21 protein-coding genes and 4 pseudogenes are annotated in these 21,943 nt (G+C 63.4%); 14 read left to right on the top strand and 11 right to left on the bottom strand.

What is annotated here, in order from left to right:
* The first annotated feature begins 517 nt into the window (after positions 1 to 517).
* Entirely contained in the window at positions 518 to 1,708 is a 1,191-nt protein-coding gene (gene glcE / locus BM396_RS26720) for a glycolate oxidase subunit GlcE (protein ID WP_043387313.1), read from the top strand.
* Between the two features lie 57 nt (positions 1,709 to 1,765).
* Complete coding sequence (glcF, locus tag BM396_RS26715; protein WP_043387310.1) at positions 1,766 to 3,079, top strand: glycolate oxidase subunit GlcF; 1,314 nt, start codon at positions 1,766 to 1,768, stop codon at positions 3,077 to 3,079.
* Positions 3,080 to 3,184: 105 nt separating this feature from the next.
* Here glcF and BM396_RS26710 read toward each other — a convergent pair whose 3' ends face one another.
* The 7 genes and pseudogenes from BM396_RS26710 to BM396_RS33495 form a co-directional block, all read right to left on the bottom strand.
* Entirely contained in the window at positions 3,185 to 4,432 is a 1,248-nt protein-coding gene (locus BM396_RS26710) for a methyl-accepting chemotaxis protein (RefSeq protein ID WP_244538970.1), read from the bottom strand.
* Positions 4,433 to 4,640: 208 nt separating this feature from the next.
* On the bottom strand, positions 4,641 to 5,030 hold the full coding sequence (locus BM396_RS33735) for an EAL domain-containing protein (RefSeq protein WP_081948762.1): 390 nt from the start codon (positions 5,028 to 5,030) through the stop codon (positions 4,641 to 4,643).
* Positions 5,031 to 6,109: 1,079 nt separating this feature from the next.
* Positions 6,110 to 6,364, bottom strand: a complete 255-nt coding sequence (locus tag BM396_RS32340; protein WP_139239547.1) for a hypothetical protein — start codon at positions 6,362 to 6,364, stop codon at positions 6,110 to 6,112.
* Between the two features lie 714 nt (positions 6,365 to 7,078).
* On the bottom strand, positions 7,079 to 8,182 hold the full coding sequence (locus BM396_RS26700; RefSeq protein ID WP_051976242.1) for a cysteine desulfurase family protein: 1,104 nt from the start codon (positions 8,180 to 8,182) through the stop codon (positions 7,079 to 7,081).
* A 1,218-nt stretch (positions 8,183 to 9,400) separates the two neighbouring features.
* Positions 9,401 to 9,646 carry a transposase gene (locus BM396_RS33505; RefSeq protein ID WP_244538966.1) on the bottom strand — a complete coding sequence of 82 codons (246 nt, stop codon included), beginning with the start codon at positions 9,644 to 9,646 and terminating at the stop codon, positions 9,401 to 9,403.
* 48 nt (positions 9,647 to 9,694) lie between these two features.
* Positions 9,695 to 10,243, bottom strand: a pseudogene (locus tag BM396_RS33500) (transposase); the annotation flags it as partial.
* An 18-nt stretch (positions 10,244 to 10,261) separates the two neighbouring features.
* Positions 10,262 to 10,471 (bottom strand): helix-turn-helix domain-containing protein, encoded by a 210-nt coding sequence (locus BM396_RS33495; RefSeq protein ID WP_244538964.1) that lies wholly within the window; start codon positions 10,469 to 10,471, stop codon positions 10,262 to 10,264.
* Between the two features lie 1,638 nt (positions 10,472 to 12,109).
* On the opposite strand from BM396_RS33495, the gene BM396_RS26690 reads away from it, so the two are divergent.
* The 11 genes and pseudogenes from BM396_RS26690 to BM396_RS26650 all read left to right on the top strand — a co-directional run bounded on the left by BM396_RS26690 (position 12,110) and on the right by BM396_RS26650 (position 20,282).
* Entirely contained in the window at positions 12,110 to 13,021 is a 912-nt protein-coding gene (locus BM396_RS26690; RefSeq protein WP_043387305.1) for a hypothetical protein, read from the top strand.
* 257 nt (positions 13,022 to 13,278) lie between these two features.
* Complete coding sequence (locus BM396_RS26685) at positions 13,279 to 13,818, top strand: hypothetical protein (RefSeq protein WP_043387304.1); 540 nt, start codon at positions 13,279 to 13,281, stop codon at positions 13,816 to 13,818.
* 256 nt (positions 13,819 to 14,074) lie between these two features.
* Entirely contained in the window at positions 14,075 to 14,335 is a 261-nt protein-coding gene (locus tag BM396_RS32335; protein WP_139239546.1) for a hypothetical protein, read from the top strand.
* Positions 14,336 to 14,364: 29 nt separating this feature from the next.
* Positions 14,365 to 14,991, top strand: coding sequence for a hypothetical protein (locus BM396_RS26680; protein ID WP_043387302.1), 627 nt, complete (start codon positions 14,365 to 14,367; stop codon positions 14,989 to 14,991).
* 48 nt (positions 14,992 to 15,039) lie between these two features.
* A protein-coding gene (locus BM396_RS26675; protein WP_091995063.1) for an IS5 family transposase occupies positions 15,040 to 15,881 on the top strand; the annotation gives its coding sequence in 2 pieces (ribosomal slippage) (positions 15,040 to 15,430 and positions 15,430 to 15,881; 843 coding nt in all).
* 13 nt (positions 15,882 to 15,894) lie between these two features.
* Complete coding sequence (phnC, locus tag BM396_RS26670; protein ID WP_091995061.1) at positions 15,895 to 16,653, top strand: phosphonate ABC transporter ATP-binding protein; 759 nt, start codon at positions 15,895 to 15,897, stop codon at positions 16,651 to 16,653.
* Between the two features lie 13 nt (positions 16,654 to 16,666).
* Positions 16,667 to 17,539: a phosphate/phosphite/phosphonate ABC transporter substrate-binding protein gene (gene phnD / locus BM396_RS26665; protein ID WP_091995058.1), complete on the top strand. Its 873-nt coding sequence runs from the start codon at positions 16,667 to 16,669 to the stop codon at positions 17,537 to 17,539.
* Between the two features lie 4 nt (positions 17,540 to 17,543).
* Complete coding sequence (phnE, locus tag BM396_RS26660) at positions 17,544 to 18,377, top strand: phosphonate ABC transporter, permease protein PhnE (protein ID WP_048464249.1); 834 nt, start codon at positions 17,544 to 17,546, stop codon at positions 18,375 to 18,377.
* A gap of 8 nt (positions 18,378 to 18,385) precedes the next feature.
* The gene (locus BM396_RS26655; RefSeq protein WP_048464248.1) at positions 18,386 to 19,417 is read left to right on the top strand and encodes a phosphonate dehydrogenase; all 1,032 of its coding nucleotides are present in this window, start codon (positions 18,386 to 18,388) and stop codon (positions 19,415 to 19,417) included.
* A 10-nt stretch (positions 19,418 to 19,427) separates the two neighbouring features.
* Positions 19,428 to 19,556: pseudogene (locus tag BM396_RS33490) on the top strand (LysR family transcriptional regulator); the annotation flags it as partial.
* Positions 19,557 to 19,649: 93 nt separating this feature from the next.
* Entirely contained in the window at positions 19,650 to 20,282 is a 633-nt protein-coding gene (locus BM396_RS26650) for a LysR substrate-binding domain-containing protein (RefSeq protein WP_082167375.1), read from the top strand.
* 30 nt (positions 20,283 to 20,312) lie between these two features.
* Here the strand turns inward: BM396_RS26650 and BM396_RS26645 are convergent.
* Positions 20,313 to 20,758: pseudogene (locus tag BM396_RS26645) on the bottom strand (transposase); the annotation flags it as partial.
* Positions 20,759 to 20,845: 87 nt separating this feature from the next.
* Between BM396_RS26645 and BM396_RS33485 the strand changes: the two are divergent.
* Positions 20,846 to 21,001: pseudogene (locus BM396_RS33485) on the top strand (IS630 family transposase); the annotation flags it as partial.
* 117 nt (positions 21,002 to 21,118) lie between these two features.
* Here the strand turns inward: BM396_RS33485 and BM396_RS32330 are convergent.
* From BM396_RS32330 to BM396_RS26635, 3 genes are all read right to left on the bottom strand, one after another.
* Positions 21,119 to 21,235 (bottom strand): DUF2474 family protein, encoded by a 117-nt coding sequence (locus BM396_RS32330; RefSeq protein WP_139239545.1) that lies wholly within the window; start codon positions 21,233 to 21,235, stop codon positions 21,119 to 21,121.
* Positions 21,236 to 21,246: 11 nt separating this feature from the next.
* On the bottom strand, positions 21,247 to 21,570 hold the full coding sequence (locus BM396_RS26640; RefSeq protein ID WP_091995050.1) for a cytochrome d ubiquinol oxidase subunit II: 324 nt from the start codon (positions 21,568 to 21,570) through the stop codon (positions 21,247 to 21,249).
* 192 nt (positions 21,571 to 21,762) lie between these two features.
* A partial coding sequence (locus BM396_RS26635; RefSeq protein ID WP_210187144.1) for a transposase occupies positions 21,763 to 21,943 on the bottom strand: 181 nt, incomplete at its 5' end.

The raw sequence follows: 21,943 nt of genomic DNA, 5'->3' as shown, positions 1-21,943 counted from the left end.
TCTCAGCTATCGGCAAAGGTCTCGGATGACTGCTGGAGCGTCTTGCGTGCCCCCGATCGCGACTGCGCAACACCGAAGTCTTGCATCAGGCCGCTGAGCGTGGCGTCCAGATCAGTCTCCTCCCTCGTTCTTGTCGTGACCGCCACCTTGGGCTTGTCATCATTGTTCTAGATCGAACTTACGCATGGGCCGTGCCAGGTCAACCGGAAAAGGGATTTTAGCAAGAAAATGCAGGTTTTTCGCGCGGCCTTTTCAAGCATCGAGGCCGCCATCGCTCGAATTTGCTGCACTTCAACTGTTGCAAAATGCGCCACTGTCGCATCGTGCAACAGTACGGAGAATATTCTTTTCTCAAGGGCAGGTCGGTGGCAGACGAGAGATGGGAATGGTCAGCCGAATGATTCGCTCGGATCCCTGGCGTCGTGGCGGGAGGACATGCGAGCGTCATCGCGATAGTAGCTGATTCTTGGACTGCCGCCGCTTTAAAGGATGTCGGCCAGAACATGCGCAGGGTTCCATGACGGTAGTGTATCAGCCCGGCACCGAGGCGGAGGCCGGGGAGATCGTGCGGGCGGCGGCCGGGCGGGGCGAGCGTCTGCGGCTCGCCGGCGGCGGGACCGCCGCGGGGCTCGGCCGGCCCGCGCAGGACACCGCGACCCTCTCGGCGAAGGCGCTCACCGGCGTCACGCTCTACGAGCCGGCCGAGATGGTGGTGGCGGCCCGGGCCGGGACGCCCCTGGCCGAGGTCGAGGCGCTGCTCGCCTCCCGGGGCCAGATGCTGCCCTTCGAGCCGATGGACCTGCGCGGCCTCTACGGCAGCGCCGGCACGCCGACCCTCGGGGCCGTGGCGGCGATCAACAATGCCGGACCGCGCCGGATCAACGCCGGGGCGGCCCGGGACAGCCTGATCGGCGTGCGGTTCATCAACGGGCGCGGCGAGGCGATCAAGTCGGGCGGCCGGGTGATGAAGAACGTCACCGGGCTCGACCTCGTGAAGCTCATGGCTGGCGCCCACGGCACGCTCGGGCTCCTCACCGAGGTCACCTTCAAGGTCCTGCCGGCCTGCGAGCGGGTCGCCACCCTGGTCTTCCCCAACCTGGACGACGCCCGGGCGGTCACGGCCCTGTCGGAGGCCCTGGGCTCGCCCTTCGAGCTCACCGGCGCGGCCCACCTGCCGGCCGGGATCGGCGCCCCGCAGGCGCGGACGCTGATGCGCCTCGAGGGCTTCTCCGACTCCATCGACTACCGGACGGGCGAGCTGCGCCGCCTGCTGAAGCGCTACGGCCAGCCCGAGATCGTGGACGGCGAGGCCGCCGCCGCCCTCTGGCGGTCGGTGCGCGACGCCGCGCCGCTGGCCGAGCCCCGGGACGCCGCCCTCTGGCGGATCTCCACGGCGCCGACCCACGGCCCGGCCCTGGCGGCGGCGATCGCGGCGGAGCGCGACGCGCGCTGGTTCTTCGACTGGGGCGGCGGCCTGATCTGGCTCGCCACCGGCTCGGAGGGCGATGCCGGCGCCGGGACGGTGCGCCGGGCGGTTCAGGCCCAGGGCGGCCACGCCACGCTGGTGCGTGCCCCCGACGCCGTGCGCGCCGCCGTGCCGGTGTTCCAGCCGCTGGCCGAGCCGCTGATGCGGCTCACCGCGGGCATCAAGGCGGCGCACGATCCGGCCGGGGTGCTCAACCCGGGCCGGATGTACGCCGGACTGTAAGCTTCAGATTCCGCCCCTCCCCGATCGCGGGGAGGCGAGGCGCCGAGGATGTGACCCGTGCAGACCAACTTCGCCCCCGCTCAGCTCGCCGACCCCGCCATGGCGGCCTCGGAGAAAATCCTGCGGACCTGCGTGCATTGCGGCTTCTGCACGGCGACCTGCCCGACCTACCTGCTGCTCGGCGACGAGCTCGATTCCCCGCGCGGGCGGATCTATCTGATCAAGGACATGCTGGAGGGCGGCAAGCCGGCCTCGCAGGAGGTGGTCAAGCATGTCGACCGCTGCCTCTCCTGCCTGTCCTGCATGACCACCTGCCCGTCGGGGGTGCATTACATGCACCTCGTCGATCATGCCCGCGCGCATATCGAGAAGACCTACGCGCGGCCGACGGGCGACCGGTTTCTGCGCGCCCTGCTTGCCCAGGTCCTGCCCTACCCGAACCGCTTCCGCCTCGCGCTGGTCGCCGCCAAGCTCGGCGTGCCGTTCCGCGGGCTGGTCGGCCGCCTGCCGCGCGTGGGCAACCGCCTCGCCGCCATGCTCGACCTCGCTCCGGCCGAGATGCCGCCCCGTGAGCCGACGAACCGGCCGGGCCGGTTCGCGCCGGCGAACGGACAGGCCGCCAAGCGCGTCGCGCTGCTGCGCGGCTGCGCCCAGAGTGTGCTGCGGCCGGACTTCAACGCGGCGGCGATCCGGCTGCTCAACCGCCACGGGATCGAGGTGGTGCACGCCAACGAGGGCTGCTGCGGGGCGCTGACCCACCACATGGGCAAGGAGCATTCGGCCCACGCCCACGCCAAGCAGACGATCGACGCCTGGGATGCCGAGATTGCCAAGGGCCTCGACGCGATCTTGGTGACGGCGTCCGGCTGCGGCACGACGATCAAGGATTACGGCTTCATGTTCCGCGACGACCCGGCCTATGCCGAGAAGGCGCGGCGGGTCTCCGCGCTCGCCAAGGACGTCACCGAGTACGTGGCACAGCTCGACCTGAAGACAACCACGGACGCGAGCGACCTCGTGGTGGCCTACCACTCGGCCTGCTCGATGCAGCATGGACAGGGCATCCGGACGGAGCCCAAGGCCCTGCTCAAGCGCGCCGGCTTCACCGTGAAGGACGTGCCGGAGGGGCATATCTGCTGCGGCTCGGCGGGGACCTACAACATCCTGCAGCCGGAGCTCGCCGCGAAGCTGCGCGCCCGCAAGGTCGCCAATATCGAGCGCGTGCGCCCCGACGTGATCGCCACCGGCAATATCGGCTGCGCCACCCAGATCGGGAAGGGCACCGGCATCCCGATCGTCCACACGGTGGAGCTGCTCGACTGGGCGACCGGCGGTCCGAAGCCGCGAGTTCTGGATCGCAGGGATCTTTGAGGAAACCGTTCTTCTGTGCCCCCGGCGTTCCGGGGCGCACAGGAGACGCGACTTCACAGCGCCTGCGCTTCCCGGGGACGCACCTCCACGCGCGTCCAAGCCTCCTCAGGCTGCTTTGACGGAACGCAGAAAATCCGAGATCGATGTGCCCAGTTGGCTAGAGCGCTCCAGCACGTCTCGGGAGGCGTTCAGGACGTCCTCCGCCGCCCGTTCCGTCTCATTGGCTCCGTGTCGCACATCGAAAATATTCTGCGACACCGTCTTAGAGCCGTCGGCCGCCTCGCAGACACTGCGCGCGATCTCGCCTGTCGCTGCTCCCTGTTCCTGCATCGCGCGCCTGATGCTCGAGGCCATATCGCTGAGGGTCATGATCGCCTCCCCGATCTCGGCGATCCCACCTACGGTCGAATGGGTCGCTTGCCGGATCTCATCGACTTGTATCGCGATCTCCTCGGTAGCCCGCGTGGTCTGAGCCGCGAGGCCCTTCACCTCTGCAGCAACGATCGCAAAGCCCCGGCCAGCCTCCCCGGCCCGAGCCGCCTCGATGGTGGCGTTCAGGGCCAGGAGATTGGTTTGGGCCGCTAGAGCGTTGATCATCCCGACCACAGCGCCGATCCTGTCCGCGGCCTTCGAAAGCGTCTGGACCCGAGCGTCGGTCTGCGTGGCCTTCTCCGACGCCTCGCGCGCCATTTCCTCCGATCGCGCGGCCCTGGCGGACAGTTCCGCCACGCTCGCGGTCAGCTCCTCCGTCGCGGCAGCGACGGTCTCGACGTTGCCCGAAGTTTGCTCGGCTGCACCGGCGACCTCGATCGACCGGCGGTTCGTCCGGTCGGCCACCACCGCCATAGCTCGAGCGATGGCATCCATCGCCGTCGCCGCAGCGGATAAGCCGGCGAGGACACCCGAGGCGTCTCGGTCGAACGCGGCAACCAAGTGATCGATGTGTTGCGTCCGGGACTGGCTTGACGCCGCGGCTTCGATCGCCACGTGGATATCGACGAGAGACCCGCAAGCGCGGACGGCCTTGCCAGTCGCATTATGCACGACTCCACCGGTGGCGCGGAACCAGCGATAGTCACCATTGCGAAGTTTCAGCCGGTAGTTGATGTCGTACGCGCCCTTGTTCTCGATATTGGTCAGCGCCGCGCCGAACGCCTCGAAGACTCTGGCGGCATCGTCCGGGTGCAACCGATCGGACCATGAATGTACGACGTCGGGGAAATCACTCTTCGCGGCAAATCCGACGAGACGACGAAACTCTTCGGACCAGGTCCAGCGGCTCTTGGGGTGCATCGGATCGCCGTCGTGAAGAATGGCATCCCAAAGGCCGATGCCCGCATGGCGGCCAAGCACATCCAACAACTCATCACTCGTGGAGCGTCTTCTAAACATGTTTATTTCCCCATGGAGCATCGCCTTATAGTTGGCCGAATTTCTTAATAAATATACGCATCGTTTGCGTTTCATCGGAAATACGTCGATCTAATCTGTTTTCCTAAGCCCTACGTTGCCGTCATGAAGGCTAGATCCGAGAAGCGAGCATTGTGGGACACCTTTGTCATCATGCCGCGGTGAAGAACCCCGAGGCTGCTTCGGCCGCAAATGGCGTGTGGCTCTGAATGAAGTTCAATGCCGAGGCCGCTGGCAGTGGCTGACCGTACAGAAAGCCCTGAACCTCGGTGCAGCGTTCCTGCCGCACGCGGACGAGCTGTTCCTCGGTCTCCACGCCTTCGGCCGTGATGGAGGTGCCCAACTGCCCTCCGATGCTCACGATTGCCCGAACGATCGTCGCGGTGAAATTGCGGCCAGCGAATCTCGTCAAACGGCTCCCCGTCCCGCAGCTCGTCGGGGGAAGGACCCAGCAGCTCGCGGGCGCGGCGGTTCTGTAAAAGAACCCGATTGTTCGGACACAGCATAAGTATGCCCTGGTCCATGTTCTCCAGAACCGCATGCACGAATGCGGTACTCCCGTGGACCGGCGGCCGGTCCATCGGCGCGGGACCGGCTATGTCACTGCCTTCTCCGAAAGGCGCGAGACTTGTTCCTGAAGCTTCGCGCTCGCACAGTTCGGCCCTGAACCGGCCATATGGCGTTCTCGATGCCGGGTGCGCGTTGACAGACCCGTCCTCGAACTCGGCGTCTTGAGTGAGGAGCCCACTGCCGCTGCAATCCGGAAGTTCGCGACCGGCTGCCGACCGGCGGCGTCGCAATGTTACTTCAGGGCCGTAGGCAATCACTGCGGAGCCAAAGCGACCGCCAGCAATCAGTCGCACGCCCACGACCAGCGCATGGACGAGTTTGGTCGCGAAGTGGTGGAGGTAAGTGAATCGCACGCCGGATCCGCCGGCATCCCGTTCGTGCGGGATCGCGCTACGACAGGCCACCTCCTTGTCAAGGCAAGCCACTGCGGCTTTCTCCCGTGTGCGTATCATAACGCATCGCGTAGCCCTTCTCGAACGTAGGGCCCCTCAGTCCTCTGACGGCTTCACGCTTACAGAGAAATATTACGAAATCATTATGCGTCTACCGTAAATCGGCGTATTTGCCGAGTATCTTCAGCCTTCATCGCAGCATAAGTGACCACGAGCAAGACATTGATCGCCGCGAAAGCCGGAACTCGCAGTGGTGAGAGCTCAGGCTTCCGAGATAGATCTTCACCAGACGTCGCAGGACGGCGCTCAATGAGGGGTTGAACGAGGTACTCGACCATTCTGCTACACTAGGGATCTGTGAAGCCGCACAATCCCAGCTCACCAGCGCGGCGCCTTTGATCAATCACGTTATGCGCAGGATCAAAAACCCCGAGGGATCGCTCAGGGCGCGCGTGTGACCCAGTCTGTGACCGCGCTGGGCTATGGCACGCGCCGGGCGGAGGTGTCTTTCAGATTACCGGCACCATTTTCCAGAAGTAGACTCTTTCGGCGCCGCCTCGCAGGAATGGCGCTTCGGACCAGCGGTCCGCCTAGCATGATTGAGGACCGACGCCGATACGGGCGTCACAATTCTGCGACATCCGCCGCCTCAACCTAATCAGCGAGCCTCGAATAGATCCCAATCCGGAAAGAACTGCCGCAATTTGAAAGCCGAGATCGCGGGGCTCGTGTAGAACCTGAGCGATACGTCGGCGGCATTGGTGCCGACGTTCGCGACCTGTCCGTCAAGCGACAGGCGGATCTTGGAGCGGAACGCCGCACGTGAAACATCTCGATCCTCTTTGTAGCCGGTACGCCCAGTGCGGCTCGCTCGCAATCCCGCGGCCGGGAGCCGGCGCGTCAGGAACAGCACTGCCGGCGTTGCCTCACCTGATGCAGGACGGAGCAGCCTTATGGTCAGGCCATCGTGCTCCTCAGCCTCGTCCGTAATACGCAGCCATTCGGCTTCGGAACACGAACGGCGATGAGATCGGCAGCGCGCCGGCCGCATCAGCTCCGCGCCGCATGCGGCCGTCGACGGGCAACGTCCCCAAACCGCCTAGAGCCACACATATCAAAGGTTGCAGGCTCCCGCGCCACCTCGCTTACTCCCTTGTAACCTCTGATTGTGTACGCCCACCAGCCGACGCCGTCTGCCGTGCCGGCGTAGGACGCTCACAACCCCAACGGACAACGCTCATGGCGCGGACCGTCCTTGATCTCTCTGCCTTCGCCGCGCGGCTGGACAGTCGATCGCGCGCCGCGCCACCGCGCGTCTCGAGACCGCCGACCCGGCGCCATCTAGCCCAGCCCCTCGAGCACTTCGCAACGATGGCGGTCGGCTGTGGCATTTAGGGTCGCCGCGCGGACGATACTCGAACTCGGCGCCGAGCTGATCAGCTCGGACGCGACAGCGCTCTATGAACTCATCAAGAATGCGTACGACGCCCGCTCGAAGCGCGCGACAATCGCGATCACGACGGTGTTCAAATACAGCCATCTGCGCGACACGCTGAAGCGTATCGAGCAAGCACAAAAGACGGTGGCGACGCAGGGCGCTGATGCCGACGTCCTCGCGGACCGCATCTTAAAGGACGTTCTCTCGAAGATCGACGAGAGCGCACCTGAGCACATGCGAAGGCGCGAGAGCGCCCGACGCGCAGGCCGACCCCGTCGAGATGGCCACGTCGCCGAGCGCCAACACGAGTGCGTCGGCCTCGACGCCGGGAAGGCTGACATTCAGGTTTCCGGGCAGACGCTGGTCGAGGGTACCATTGACGGTCAGTTCGGGTATCGCGTGGCGTAAACGTTTCAACAGGGCATCGCGCAGATGGCCCAGTCGTCGGGCCTCGGCGGCCATCTCCTGGGCCGCGATGCGGCAGGCTTCACCGAGCCCAACGCAGAGCGCGAGCGGCAACGTCCCCGGCCGTAGGCCGCGCTCCTGTCCGCCCCCGAAAATGACAGGTCTGAGGCGCCTGCGAGCGCCCGCGCTGCAGTAGAGGGCGCCTATGCCCTGCGGACCGTACAGCTTGTGGCCGGATAGGCTGAGCAGATCGATACCGGTCGCCCGGACGTCGAGCGGCACCTTGCCGACAGCTTGAGCCGCATCCGTGTGGAAAAAACAGCCATGAAGGTGACAGAGCGCGGCCAGATCCGAGAGAGGCTGCAGTGTCCCGACCTCGTTGTTCGCCGCCATCACCGAGGTGACGATCGCACCGCAGGCAAGCCTATCCTCGACCACATCGAGGTCGATCAAACCGTCCGCGTCGACTGGGAGTTCGAGAGCCTTGACCCCCTCCGCCTGAAGCGCATGGGCCGTTTCCCGCACGCAGCTGTGCTCAATTGCGCTGTACAGAAGGCGGGGGACAGGCCTGCCCTTCGCGGCCTTCTCCCGCGGCTCGAACAATCCGCGCAGTGCCAGGTTGCAGGCCTCTGTCGCACCCGCGGTGAAGATGATGTCCTCCGGCTCTGCTCCGATCAACTGCGCCACCTGCCAGCGCGCCTTCTCGACCGCAACGCGGGACATTTCCGCACGCGCGTATCCTATGGAGTGAGGGTTGCCGAACTGCGCGCCATAGTAGGGCAGCATGGCTTCCAACACGCGACCGTCCAGCGGGGTCGTAGCATGATGGTCCAGAAACACGCCCTGCTCGAGGACGGCAGAGGGGGCACCCTGGACGAGGTCAGGCATCTGGCTTTCTGAGCGGCTCGAAAAATCGCTACCTATCACCGGAAGCTTTCCCTTCCTACGGGAAGGGGCTTCCAGGATCGTTGCGTCGGCCCTATCGGAAGGCGGTAGCACAGCTTCAAGCATGCGATTCGAGGCGGTGCAACGTTCCAGCTTTCCTGGTCACGATGCATTGAGGCGGGGCTCAACTGCGGTTCGCTGAGCAGTGGAGCCGCCAACTCGACCAAGTTCGGACCGCATCGCGCCATTCTCGCTCCTGGCGGCCCTACACCGCTCGCCGCCGAAGTAGAGACCAGTTCGGTGCATGCGTGCGCGTCACGACATGGCCTGAGAGCGAGATCCGATCGCGACCGAACGGGACGCGGCTCTAGTCGCATCGCGGTGTCGTGCGCAGAGCGCGCTTCGGCGGCCGCTGGTTCAGAGCGCGAGGCGCTCCCGGACACGCAGAACTGGAGACTTGAGAGTCCAAGCACCGTTCGCAGGTCGCGCAGGCCCCGCACACAAACACACGCGTAGTCCGGGTTCTCGAGAGGCGAAGAGCACCCCGTAACGGGATTGCCGTTGCCGGGTGCCGGTCATCAGAGCTCCGGACGTCATGCCGGACAGACCACACCATTCGCTAGTTCCCAAATACGAAAGGTGTCCGTCCTCGTGGTGAGAAGCGGCCTTAATCTTTTCTGCTATCTGGCTGACTACCGGAAGTCCACCCGGGCTGACTCGGGTTGGTATTCGGCTTTCCAGGGCTCAATCTATCTTTTCCTTCGTCGCCGGAGCCGGATTTATCTGAGGTATTCGCACTCGCGCCCGTCGAATTCGCGGATGAGCCACTCGGTGTCGATGTAGAATTTGATGAAGAACCAATTGTATTTTGAGCGATGGCGTCAAAACTTATTCCGAGCGCGCAACCAACTAGGATGCTTAAAATGAAAAACTTGCTTGGCATGGTCATCTCCCTGCACGCTCCTTGAAAAGGTGGTGCGTGGGCCAAGAACGTCTCTGCCTTTTGGCTGTTCCGGCAGTTGTGCCGCTCCAGGCATGACAGAAGCACGCGCGCTGTAGTTTTGACGATTCGGATTGCGCACTGAACCGCGATCGAGCGCGACACCGATGTTCGAACTAGCCGGCACCAAGTGACAACCCCGCCTGCTGAAGCAGGCGGCTTCTCAGGACAGCTCCGCGGCAACCCGCCCGCTTAAGTCCTGAAGGCAGGATGTCCCGGCCTTATCCGAAGGCCCGCCGATGCACGATCTTGGCCGCAGCAACGTCACGATCCAAGACACAGCCACAGGTGCAGCGGTGCTGGCGTTCCTTGAGCGCCTTCGGCCCGATCGCGCCGCATGACGGGCACGTCTGCGATGTGCCGCGCGGATCGACCAGGACGACCTCGGCTCCGGCGCTTGCAGCCTTGAACCGGACGAACTGGACGAGCGTGCTCCACGCGGCATCATGAACGGACCGGGCCAGCATACCTTTCTTGAGCCCGGTGAGATTGAGATCCTCGAATGCAACGCCATGTTACCGCGACACCAGGGCTCGCAAAAGCTTGTGCAAGTGATCGCGGCGCTGGCGCGCGATCTTCGCCGATGCTGCCGCGAGGCGGGCCTTGGCCTTCAGTCGACGTTTCGACCCGATCTTGCATCGGGCGAGTTGGCGCTGTCGCCTGCGCTGGGCCTTGTGGGCTTGGCGGGCGTAGCGGGGAACCGAGATGGTCTCCCCATCACTGGTCGCGACGAGGCTGTTCAGCCCGAGATCGATACACACGGTTCCGGTCGCGCAGGTCTCGGCGAAGGCGGCCTCGACCGAGAACACCACGTACCACTTGCCCTGCTGGCGCGTGAGGATCGCGGTGGCAAGCGTCGCGTCTTCGGGCAGGTCCCGATGCCACACGGCTTTGATCCCGCCCGGCACGCCGACCACGCCGAGGTGGCGATCCTTCCTCAGGGTCAGCCCGTCACCGGAGCGGAACGTGGCGGCGTGGTAGCGGGCGGCGGCGCGAAAGCGCGGGAACCCGTGCCCGCGCTTGAAGAAGGCGGCGTAGGCCTGGTGGGGCCGTCGCAGCACCTGCTGGAGGGCGGTGAACGATCAGCGTCCGAGACCTTCGGGATCGGCGGTGCGGCAGGCCTTGAGTTCGTTTGCCTGCGGCGCGTAGCCCAGGCTGACACGTCGACGGCGGAACGCCTCAATGCGCTGCTGAAGCCCAGCGTTGTACAGGCTGCAGAAGTCCCGCAGCATGGCGTCGAGCGCCGCGGCCTGCGCGCGATTGGGCCGGAGCCGGTCTTTGTACGATCTCAACGCCACAGGCAGATCGTACCCGATCTGTTCTCAGGAGCAATCGCCGAGCCGCATTCCCCCTTCGCCTAAAGGCGACGGTCCTCTGCTAAACCATTTATGGGATCATCAACCTCGAGTGTCGAAGAACCGTTGAGCCCTCCTCTCGCTCAATCCCGTGACCTCAGCTTAGTTCGGCGGGATTGCTCGCTTCCGCCTCCGGCGCGGCACCGCTAGTCCACGTGCTGCTGCGTCAAATCGGCCCAGTCTAGTGGCCATAAGTCCGGCGAAACTGGGCGTTGTCGTTTCTTGAGCCCTTCTTGCATCATCTTCGCCAGTTCTCGCCAGATCTAGGTCATTTCTGAGGAGTTTCCGAGTAAATCTCAAGATAAAAGAATGTCCAGTTCGAGCCTGCCACCACGTATGAACGGCGTATCGTCATTGACTTAGGTCTAAAGCTGAGTTGTTCTTTGCATCTACCATGAAGGAGATCGCGATGTGGTTTAACTCCTCCGCGGCCCGATCCACATGGCGTGCGATCAAAGGCTGTGCATCTCTAGGACCACCCGCTTCGCACAACCCAATAAAGGACCAGATCACCGGAGCGAGCGACGTATGTAGAGACCGTCGCCTAGAGGGTGCGCGTAATCCGACCGTTTTGGAGGCCGATCCGGCGCGGGTCGCGCCGTACCGTCACCGACCTGGACCAATCCAGCCGCTCAGTCCGCTTCGACGACCAACCCGGCAAAGCCGGGTGGGCGCAGGATGCTGGCTGAACAGCCGAACCTGCGCCAGGACCTCGGCCGGGTTTCCGGGCCTCGCAACCTTGCGTTGGAGCCGGGAACCCGCGTCGCCCCGACTCTCATGAAGTTGATCGGCTACCCGTCAAACGCGGACGGCGCAGGTCCGGCCATTAACCCAATTGAGCGCCGCCCCGAGCACATCTTTGTGGGTGAGGATCGATGTTCGTCTCCTGAAAGCGCGGAACGAGCCGAGTTCAGATGGTGCAGGTCGCAACGTCGACCGCACACCAAAGCATCTCTCGGGAAAAAAGAAAATATTTCGGTCTTTACGCCCGGGTTTGCGTGAATCGCTTTATTCACCGCAGAATTTAAGTCGGGAGCAGTTCCAAACTCCGACGAGAACCCCATGAGTGACGATCTTATCCGAGAGCCAGGGCCGGCGGCCCAGGAGTGCAGTCGGGGCGACACGACCGGTGTGGCGACTGGCGAGAACACCGTACTCTTTCATCTGCCATCGGAGCGAAAGCAGGGTGAGGGCCTCAAAGTGGCGTCTCTCGGCGATATAGAGGCTTCCTAGAGGCCGAGCGCCAACGGCCGGATTGCGCGAAGCTCCGCCAAGGAGCGCGCAAAGAGCGAAGTGCGGGAGCTGCCTCTGTCTCCAGGCGCCTGGCGACGATCTCGCTGCTGAGGACGGTGCCACCGCAACGGCTCTCGTCATCGCCTGTTCGGTGCATATCTCCTGCGATATCCACGCAGATAAATCGTCGAGCGAATGAACGCCGTCGTTCGGCCGGACATTCGAGCTTTAGACATTAGTCGTGCTGTCTAAATCTGAACTTTCTAGATGAATGTGCGCAACATCGATTGCGTTACTTACTTAAGTCTGTCAACAACCTTCGACATTCGCTGTGAGCCCCCAATGAATCTCATGTTCGCCGGCCATCTCGACCGGGCTTATTTACTCGGAGGGAAGCCGGACCGCTTCCGTCCGCCGCTGACGCGCGCGGGTTCGCCGCACGCGGATGCGTTCGATGCGTACAGGTCGTTTTTTCATCGCTCCGCGATGGCGGTGGCTCTGAGTTCCGCCCTCGTACGCCATCTGGATCGTTCGCCGCCCGGCGAGACCATCGTCTCCCATCGTGGCGAAGACGGTCGGCTCTACGACTCGATCCTTCGAGCGGAGCTCGAAGACGACGCGCTGCGCCTGGCGAAGATTTCGGTGGCAGCAGAGGCCTTTTCTGACGCGACGGCGGAGATGATGCGCCTGCGCGCCCCCGGTGATCCGCACGAGGCGAATCTAATTCATCATGTCGAGGGCATCTTGTTCAACGTCCTACATGCATGGCAAACCGGCGCGACGCTCGTATTGGCGGACTGCGACCGGCAGGTCCTCGTCGAATTACTGAACTGCGTGATCGCCAATGGCATCGCCTTGCCATACGGCATCCCCGACCTTCGCAAAATGAAATCATCTGATAGCAAGACGTCCGGCGTCATCGCCAACCTCGAGCCGGGCGACTACAACGATCTCAACGCGATGTTAGAGGACTCCGCGATTCGAACATATCAGCACCGGCTGAGCCGCCTCTCGGAGAGTCGAACGGTCAACGTCGGGATTTTGCTGAGAGCGGCCTTGGAAGAAGCCCGCAGGAACAGCTCGCGCATCCGTGAGGCGCCGGCCGACATCACGCTCACGTCGGCCCGCGTCCGGACCATCGACACCGTCGACCTCGACGCCGTCGAGATCGATCCCTTCAAATGGGTGAACCGAAAGCCGTCCAAACCGAAGATGCACATTATCGTGCTCTCGAGCGCACGGAGCTTGGGCTGATGGCGTGCGGCGCAGTTGGGCCAAGATCGGCGCGCCGACGACCGGAAGCGGCGTGGAACACCGCAGACCTTCGCGAGATCAACGCCGCTTGGCCAAATAGCTCGGCGGAAGTGATTTATATTTTCCGCAAGTCGACGTGGCCCGTCAGTGATTGTGCGACCGATCAAGCCGACGAGAGACACTTCAAGGGAAATAGAGCTCATCAATGCGATTAAAGCCTGTCGTTCAAAACTAAAACCCTAAAGGACATCGAAATCATGACCAAATCCAAAGATGAGCACGACGCTCACGAAGACGCTTGGCCGTTTGAAGAGGTCCTGATGGCCGGGCGCACCGCCGCACGAGCGCGACAACAGCGCTTTCTGGACTACGTCGCGGACACCGATCCTAGCCTGTCTGCCGCGCTGGCATCAGAGGCCGCACGCTTCGATGTCCTGACGCGCACGGTGATCGAACCTGCGATGCGCGAGGTTGCCGATAAGGTAATGCAGCGCGGATGGCACGTCTCTGTCGTCCGCGACGACGATCTCGACCGTTTGGCGCCATTCGCCACACCGGGCATCCGCTTCTACTGCAGTCGCCGTCCGCCCCGGATCGCGACCGTCGACTGGCTCTGGCCGCCTGCCTTTGTCGCCTATTATGGGTGTGCGCAGATCCAAGCCGTGCGGACCCATGTGGAATTGGACGAGGTCGCAACTGCGCCTCTTTCGTTTCACGACGAAACGCCGCTCGCCTATCCAGAGGTCACGCGCGATGCCGTTCGTGCGCTGCTCGTCGCCTTCCTTGACCATCTGTAGCGCATCGGCCGAGAGGCCCGATGCCGCAGAGCAGGCTTGCGAGAATCATCGTCGCGGCTGCGGTCTCAGCCAGCCGACGAACGGTGTGCAGGAAACTGGCTACGAAGCAGGACATCCGCGGCAGATAAACGACTGATCGCCGCTGCAAGCAGAGCTTGTTCGAATCGCTTAAACCGCAGCATAGCTAAACTTCGCTGCCGTCTTCGATGAGGGACGTGCTGAAGTCATCTGTATGCCTCCTGTGAGGAGCAAGATCATGTCTACAAAAGCTCGGTATCCCGCGGCCGAGAAAGGTTGTACGCGAATTCAGATCGAAGCGTTCGAGCGGATCGCCACCGGTGCTGATCAGGGCCACGCGCCTGCGACGCTCGCGGCGCTCGAGAGGCGCGGTTTAATCAAGCTGCAAGAGACAATCCTGCCTGGCGACTTCGTCGTCTGGGTCAAGGTTCCGGTCGTACCGCTCTCGGTTCACCACGCGTGGTGCGCCTGGTGCGCCGAGCAGTCACACACAGAATAAAGCGATTTGGATTCACGAGGCGTACTGGGATGAATATCGTTCTAGCTGGGCAGTTCGACCGCGTATACGCAAATGCGCTCGCTTGCGGCGCACAGGGGCAGGATCACATTCCGGACACACGTTCCAACGACGCACAGCCCGAAAAGGATCGGCACCTCTTCCGTCGGGCTGCGACACTTGCCGCTCTCAGCAGCACTGTCGTGACGGCACCGGATTGGTATACCTTTGACGACGGGATCGAGGAGAGCCAAGCCGCGCTTCTCCGCCAGGATCCCAGTTTCGCGCCCGGCATGGCTCTCCCGAGAGAGACGTGGGCCGAGTTATACGACGACGCAGTCGGGCTCGTGAAGGCGGTGGACTTTCTGGGGAGCTATTCCGAGCAGTCCTTGGCTACGCTGGATGATCTCAGTGCGCCGCATGTTTGGATCGACGGCGACAGTCCGCGCAGCCTGCAGCGCGCTAGCATCGGTGCGACTCATGCCTACCTCACGGAACTCCTGCTGCAGCCGTTCCTGGCCTGGGTATCGGGTGCCGTGCTCGTAATCTCGGGAGCTGACTGCCACCTGCTGGCAGACATCGCCGCGTTCCTCGTCGAGCAAGCCCGGCCCCGACCATTTCCGATACCGGATCTGAGTGTCTGTCCGGCGACATATTGAGTGATGTGAGGGGTTTGTGATTTAAGGCGGCCTGTGTGGAGGCTGCCGATGTGGACGACCGAGAACCGGGCCCGCTACGATCGAAGCGAGCTTCGGTATCCGAGCGATCTGACGGATGACGAGTGGGCGCTGATCGAGCCCCTGATCCCTCCAGCCAAGCGCGGCGGCGGCAAGCGCAGCGTCGACATGCGGGCGGTGGTGAACGGCCTGCTGTACGTGCTGAGCACCGGCTGCCAATGGCGGGCGATCCCAAAGGATCTGGCGGCGCGCTCGACGGTGCACGATTACTTTGACCTGTGGGACTATGACGGCACGCTGGAGCGGATCCATCACACGCTCTACGTCGCCTGCCGGGAACGAATGGATCGGGAGGCCAGCCCGACGGTGGCCATCATCGACAGCCAGAGCGTGAAGGGCGCGGAAAAGGGGGGCGCTCGATCGACCCGCCCGGCTACGATGCGGGCAAGAAGATCAGGGGCAAGAAGCGCCACATCCTGGTCGACACGCAGGGCCTGCTGATGCACGCGCTCGTCCATCCCGCCGACATTCAGGATCGGGATGGCGGCGTGCTGGTGATGGCCACGCTGTTTGGCCTCTACCCGTTCCTGCTCAAGCTCTTCGCTGACGGCGGCTATCAGGGACCGGCCTTCCAAGATGGCCTTCGCAAGGTCTGCCGCACCCTCACGGTCGAGATCGTCAGGCGCTCCGATCAGGCTAAAGGCTTCGCCGTACTGCCCAAGCGTTGGATCGTCGAGCGAACGATCGGCTGGCTTAACCGCTGCCGCCGTCTCGCAAAAGATTGGGAATGCAAAAGCCGGAAAGGACGAGCGTTCGTCCTCTTGGCCTCCATCCGCCTCATGACCCGAAAGCTCTGTCAGAAAACATCATGATGCCGGACAGACTCTGAATCCGACGTCGTTAACGTTCGACCAGGGCGAGTTCTCTGTGCTTCTCGGTCCGTCGGGTGCGGGCAAGTCCACGCTGTTGCGGTGCCTGAACGGTCTGGTCCGGCCAACGAACGGGCAGGTCGTGTCGACGGCTCATGGCGACATCCACTCCGGAAGCGTAACTTTGCGCCGGCATCGGGCTGCAACAGGCATGGTGTTCCAGCATCACCATCTTATTGGCCGCTTGACTGCTCTGGCCAACGTCCTCGTTGGCCGGCTCGGTCATCACTCGGCCCTTCGCTCATTGCTTCCGCTTCCCCTTGCAGATCGGCGCATCGCCCTGGAGGCACTCGAACGGGTCGGTTTGCTCGACCGGGCCTTAACCCGAGTTGACCAGCTTTCGGGCGGGCAGCAGCAACGTGTCGGCATCGCGCGGGCTGTGGCTCAGCAACCTCGGCTGATCCTTGCCGACGAGCCGGTAGCAAGCCTCGACCCGGCCACCGCGGCACGCGTCCTCGATCTCCTGCGAACGATCTGCAAGGCCGATGGCATCACGGCCGTAGTAAGCCTGCACCAAGTCGACTTGGCGCGCGGCTTCGCAGATCGCGTCATCGGTCTCCAGGCTGGGGCCGTCGTGTTCGATGGAACACCCGATCAGCTCTGCGAGGCGAGCCTTGAGCGGATCTACGGATCACGGACCGACGCCCCAAGGGCCGTCGAAGACGAACGAGTGCGGCCCCGCCGTGAGCCGTCCTACGCCGCCCAGCCCGCCTAAAGGAAACCAACCCATGATTTCAAGACGTACCCTCGGTGCCGGCTTTGTGCTGGGCGCTCTGCTGCGAACCGGACCGTCGCTCTCGCAGGGCGCCGATCCCGACACTCTCAAAGTCGCGCTGCTGCCCGATGAGAGCGCCTCAACCATCATTCAGAACAATCAGGGTCTGAAGTCTTACCTGGAAGAAAGGCTTGGTAAGCGGATCGAGCTTGTCGTCACCACAGACTACTCGTCCATGATCGAGGCAATGCGGTTCAAGCGCATCGACCTTGGGTACTTTGGCCCATTGTCCTACGTGCTGGCCAAAAGCCGTTCGCCAGGGATCGAGCCGTTCGCTGCCCTGGTCTCAGGGGGGAAGCCGACCTACACGAGCTACCTTATCGCGAACGTCAATGCCGGCATTGCAAAGGCCGAGGACGTACGAGGGAAGACGGTCGGTTTCGGCGATCCGGCCTCGACGTCAAGTCACCTGATCCCGCGGGGCCTGCTCAAGAACCTTGGCCTCGAAGCCGGGGAGGATTTCAAGTTCCAGCACCTTGGCACACACGATGCTGTGGCTCGCGCAGTGGAGGCCGGCAATGTCCAGGCTGGGGGGATCAGTCGGACCATCTTCGAGACGCTCGTCGAAAGGAAGCTCATCGATTCCTCTAAGGTGAAGGTCGTCGCCGAGAGCCGGCCGATCCCGAATTATCCGTGGACCCTGCGCGGCGACCTCACGCCGGCGTTGAAGGACAAGATCAAGTCTGCTTTCCTTGAGATGAAGGATCCGGCGATCCTGAAGCCCTTCAAGGCCGAGGCCTTCGGCCCGATCACGGATGCGGACTACGACGTCCTGCGCGAGACCGCCAAGCTCCTCAACATCGACCTTACCAAGGTCAAGGGCTAGCGGCATGCCCCAATCACGCCTTCCTACGTCGTTCCCGGCCCCTTCTGCGGTCTACGACGTCCTGCTCGATCAGGCCCGATCAACGGCGCTACGGCGGCAGATCCTCGTCCTACCGATCGCTCTCGGGATCCTTGCATGCCTCTGGAAGGTCGGGCTGCTGGATCCCGTGCGTCTGGCGGAGGGTGTGCCCGCCCTTGCGCAGCTCGTCGACGAGATGACGCCACCTGATTTCACACGCTGGCGGTCGTGGCTGTCCCCCATCGTTGATACCTTCGCCATGAGCGTCGCTGGGACGGCTCTCGCCGTTACGCTTTCACTACCGCTTGGGCTGCTCGCGGCTCCGAACACCAGTCCTCATCCTCTGGTGTTTCGTGCGACGCGCATCGCGCTTAATGCGCTCCGGTCCGTCCCGGAGCTCATCATGGGCATCTTCTTCGTGGCCGCCGTCGGGTTCGGGGCCCTACCGGGCGTGCTTGCTCTCGGCCTGCATTCCGTTGGCATGGTCGGCAAGTTCTTCGCCGAGGCCATCGAGCACGCCGATCCGAAGCCCATCGAGGCCGCGAGAGCGGCAGGTGCCTCACCTTTCCAGGTCGTGACGCATGCTGTGCTGCCACAGGTCCTGCCGCAGCTGACGGACACCACCTTGTATCGATGGGAATACAATTTCCGAGCATCGACTGTGCTCGGCGTCGTTGGGGCGGGCGGCATCGGTTTTGAACTCATCGCCTCGCTAAGGCTCCTTCAGTACGATCAGGTCGCAGCGATCATGCTGTGCATCCTGGGCGCCGTTACCCTCGTCGATGCGTTGGGCGGACTGCTGCGCCGCCGGCTTAAGTGAGAGATTGCATGCGCGCCAAGGTCGTCGTCACGAACCCTGTCTTCCCCGAGACAGAGGCCCTCCTGGAACCGCTCTGCAGCCTCGACGTCAATCCAGGCCCGGACCCCTGGCCGCCTGAGGAAGTGAAGCGCCGTTGCGCTGATGCCGACGGGGTCTTTACCTTCATGACGGATCGCGTGGACGCCGATTTCCTCGCGGCCTGCCCACGGCTCAAGGTTGTGTCGTGTGCCCTTAAGGGGTGGGACAACTTCGACGTCACCGCTTGCACCGACGCCGGGGTCTGGTTGACCGCAGTCCCGGACCTGCTCACTGAGCCGACCGCGGAACTGGCGGTTGGTCTGGCCATCGGTCTTTGCCGAAATGTTTTGATCGGAGACCGGGCTGTGCGCGCCGGATTCGAGGGCTGGCGCGCCAGCCTCTACGGCGCGGGGTTATCAGGCAGCGTCATCGGCATTGCCGGCATGGGAAAGGTCGGCCAAGCCATTGCGCGTCGGCTCGGAGGCTTCGGTGCCAGGGAGATCGTGTACTTCGATGCCGCGACGCTCCCCGTGGACGCAGAACGCGCGCTCGGTCTGAGGAGGGTCGCTTGGGAGACACTCGTTGCACAATCAGACCTGCTTATCCTGGCACTTCCCCTGACACCTGCTACTCGTCACCTGCTGAACGCTGAGACTCTCGCCAAGGCTCAGCCTTGGTTACGGATCGTCAATGCCGGTCGCGGTTCGGTGGCAGACGAGGCTGCGGTTGCCGACGCTCTTTCCGGTGGACGCATCGGCGGCTATGCCGCGGACGTATTCGAAATGGAGGATTGGGCCCTCGACGATCGCCCGCGAAGCATCGAGCCGAGGCTTCTATCCGATCATGACAGGACTCTATTTACGCCTCATCTCGGTTCCGGTGTCGTTGCGGTGCGTCGCGAAATCGAGGCAGCGGCGGCTCGCAACTTGTTGGCTGTCCTTCAGGGCAAAGAGCCGCCGGACGCGATAAATTGGCCATCGCAGCCGCGCACGCAGCGCAAGGGGCACGCTCCGTCATTGTGAAAGCATACTTGTGCTGAACCTTCACCACGTCGAGACATGGCTTTCCGTGCTCGCGACAGGCAGTTTTCAAGAAGCTAGTCGTCGCCTCGGATTGGCCCAGTCCACGGTTTCGCAGCAAGTGCAAAAACTCGAGGCGTCGTTGCGGGCACCCCTCGTGGAGCGCCATGGCACGGGATGCCGGCCCACTCCCCAGGGTAGAGCGCTACTACCCCACGCAGAGGCGCTCCTACGATTGAGCCGACGCGCGGAGGAAGCCGTCAATGGCGGCCGTCTTGCTATCGGTGCATCCGGCAACGTTGGCACCTATCTCCTGGCCGACCTGCTACGTGCCTACCAAGCGACCAATGCGACGTCCCCGCAGGTCGAGATCGGGACTAATCCCTACGTCATGGATCGGTTGGAGGCCGGTGAAATCGACCTAGCGTTGGTTGAATGGTGGGAGGCTCGGCCTGGTCTGATCGCACGTGCTTGGCGTCGCGAACCGCTGATTGTCATTGTCGGACCGGACCACCCATGGTCGACCTGGAAAAGCGTAACCCCAGGCGACCTTGTGGGCCGTCCACTCCTTGGGGGCGAACCTGGCAGCGGGACGGGACGCCTCTTACGAGAGGCCCTGGGTGCGGCGGGGGCGAACCTCGGTATCCACCACCAGCTTGGAAGCACAGAGGCGGTCAAGCGCGCGGTGCGGGCCGGCATTGGCATCTCGATTGTGATGGCAAGCTCCGTCACGGACGAGGTTCGTGCCGAGTTGCTTGTGGCATTGCCCCTGAAGGGCATCGACCTCTGTAAGACATTGTATGCGGCTCATCGATACCCGCTGCCCGGCACAACGTTGGCCGATGGCTTCATCGCAGCCCTTGCATGACGGCCATGGATGCTGTCATCGACGAAAAAGGGTCAGCGCATCCTCGTCAGCCGGCACCGTCGGCACGTAGCGTTGCGTGCCCCGGTGCTGGCCGACGATCCGGCAGGCATGGCGTTCTGAGAGACCATACTTCTCACGAATGCCGTCGACTGCCTGCCGGCGTCGCTCCGGGGCTATAAGTTTTGCTGGCGCTGGCCTTCGGCTCCCGCGGCGACGTCCACCAGCACCTGCTTCTCCAGGAACAAGTCAGACACGAGCTGGCGCAATCGCGCGTTCTCGCGCTTCAGATCCTTCATCCGACGGTCTTGGTCGATCTGCAGGCCGCCGTATTTCTTGCGCCAGCGTGAGTCGCTCTGCTCGGAGATCTCCGCCTCTCTGCACGCTATCGCCAAACTTTTGAACTGCGCCGTCTGAACCTCGATCTGGCGCAGCTTCAGCACCACCTGCCCCGCACCCGTCTTTTGATCTTGCTTCATGTCCAGCTCATGCGGTCCTGGCTGCTCCTCTCAATTAGCCCGGTCCGAAGCCAGCCGGTCGGGTCGCAGGGGCCATCCACACCATCAATCGAGCAGCCCTTCGCCAAGCAGAAAGGCCTTCGCCGCACCAGGGCGGCTCACACCGCCCTAGATCTGTGGGAGGCCATCAAACGCGCGCCGACACGCTTCCAACCAAGTAAGTGCTGCAACGACCTCGCATCAGAGGGATACGACACAACCTGATCGGATGCCGCTCAAAGGGGCCGATTTTTCCCAGCCCGGCATGTCCCCAAAGAGGGGTGAAGTTTTTGCTCTGCTCAAAGCGGGCGTACAACTTGAGCAGAGCACACACTGGTAGCGTCAGACGACTTTGAGCAGCCAGCGCAGCGGGAGGGCGACCGCAGTGAGGCAGGCGATACCGCCGGCCCAGAGTGCCACGAACCAGCCGAGGCGACGCATCGAAACGGGAACGGACATGATGGGGCTCCTCAATGGTAGCCCGGGGCACCGGCGGTGACCTTCCCCCGGAACAGCCAGTAGACATAGGCGGTGTAGCCGAGGATCATCGGCAGCAATACGACCGTCCCGACGATCAGGAAGAGCTGGCTGCTTGGGTGGGTGGCCGCATCCCAAATCGTCACCGTGGGCGGTACGATCATCGGGAACAGGCTGATGCCGAGCCCGACATAGGACAGTAGGAACAGGCCGAGGCCACAGAGGAATGGCATGACCTCCTCCCGCCGGTCGAGGGCGTTACGCAGACGCAAGCCGAGAAGAGCAACGAGGACTGGGACGGGAGCAACGAAGGCCATCGCCGGCCAGGTGAACCAACGTCCGCGGAATGCAGGGCTTAGCCCGTCTTATTCATCGGGCTTTGTCGGCGGTGGTTTTTAGGCTGATGGCGAGCGGGATCGCGCGTCTGTTCTGACGCGTGTGGATCCGGAATGTTTTGTCAGCGCTGGAGGGATGTGGACGGGTTCGTCGGGGCGTCGCTGCCCCGTCGTTCAGGCTGGCGCCGGGGCGAGCGCGGTCGCGAGGTGGCGCAGAAGGTCAGCATCAGGGCAGGCGGCGGCGAAGGCGAGGCGAACCCGGCTGGCGGTCTCGCGGATGCGAGCTCCGAGCTTCAGGAGGCGCAGCCGGAGGGTGGCGAACTCGGCCGTGGCGAGGCGGTGCGCCTTCGGGATG

Origin of the sequence: Methylobacterium sp. UNCCL125, assembly GCF_900116795.1 — a bacterium.
Classification (GTDB): Bacteria; Pseudomonadota; Alphaproteobacteria; order Rhizobiales; family Beijerinckiaceae; genus Methylobacterium; species Methylobacterium fujisawaense.
This window is presented reverse-complemented; position numbering and strand designations above follow the sequence as displayed.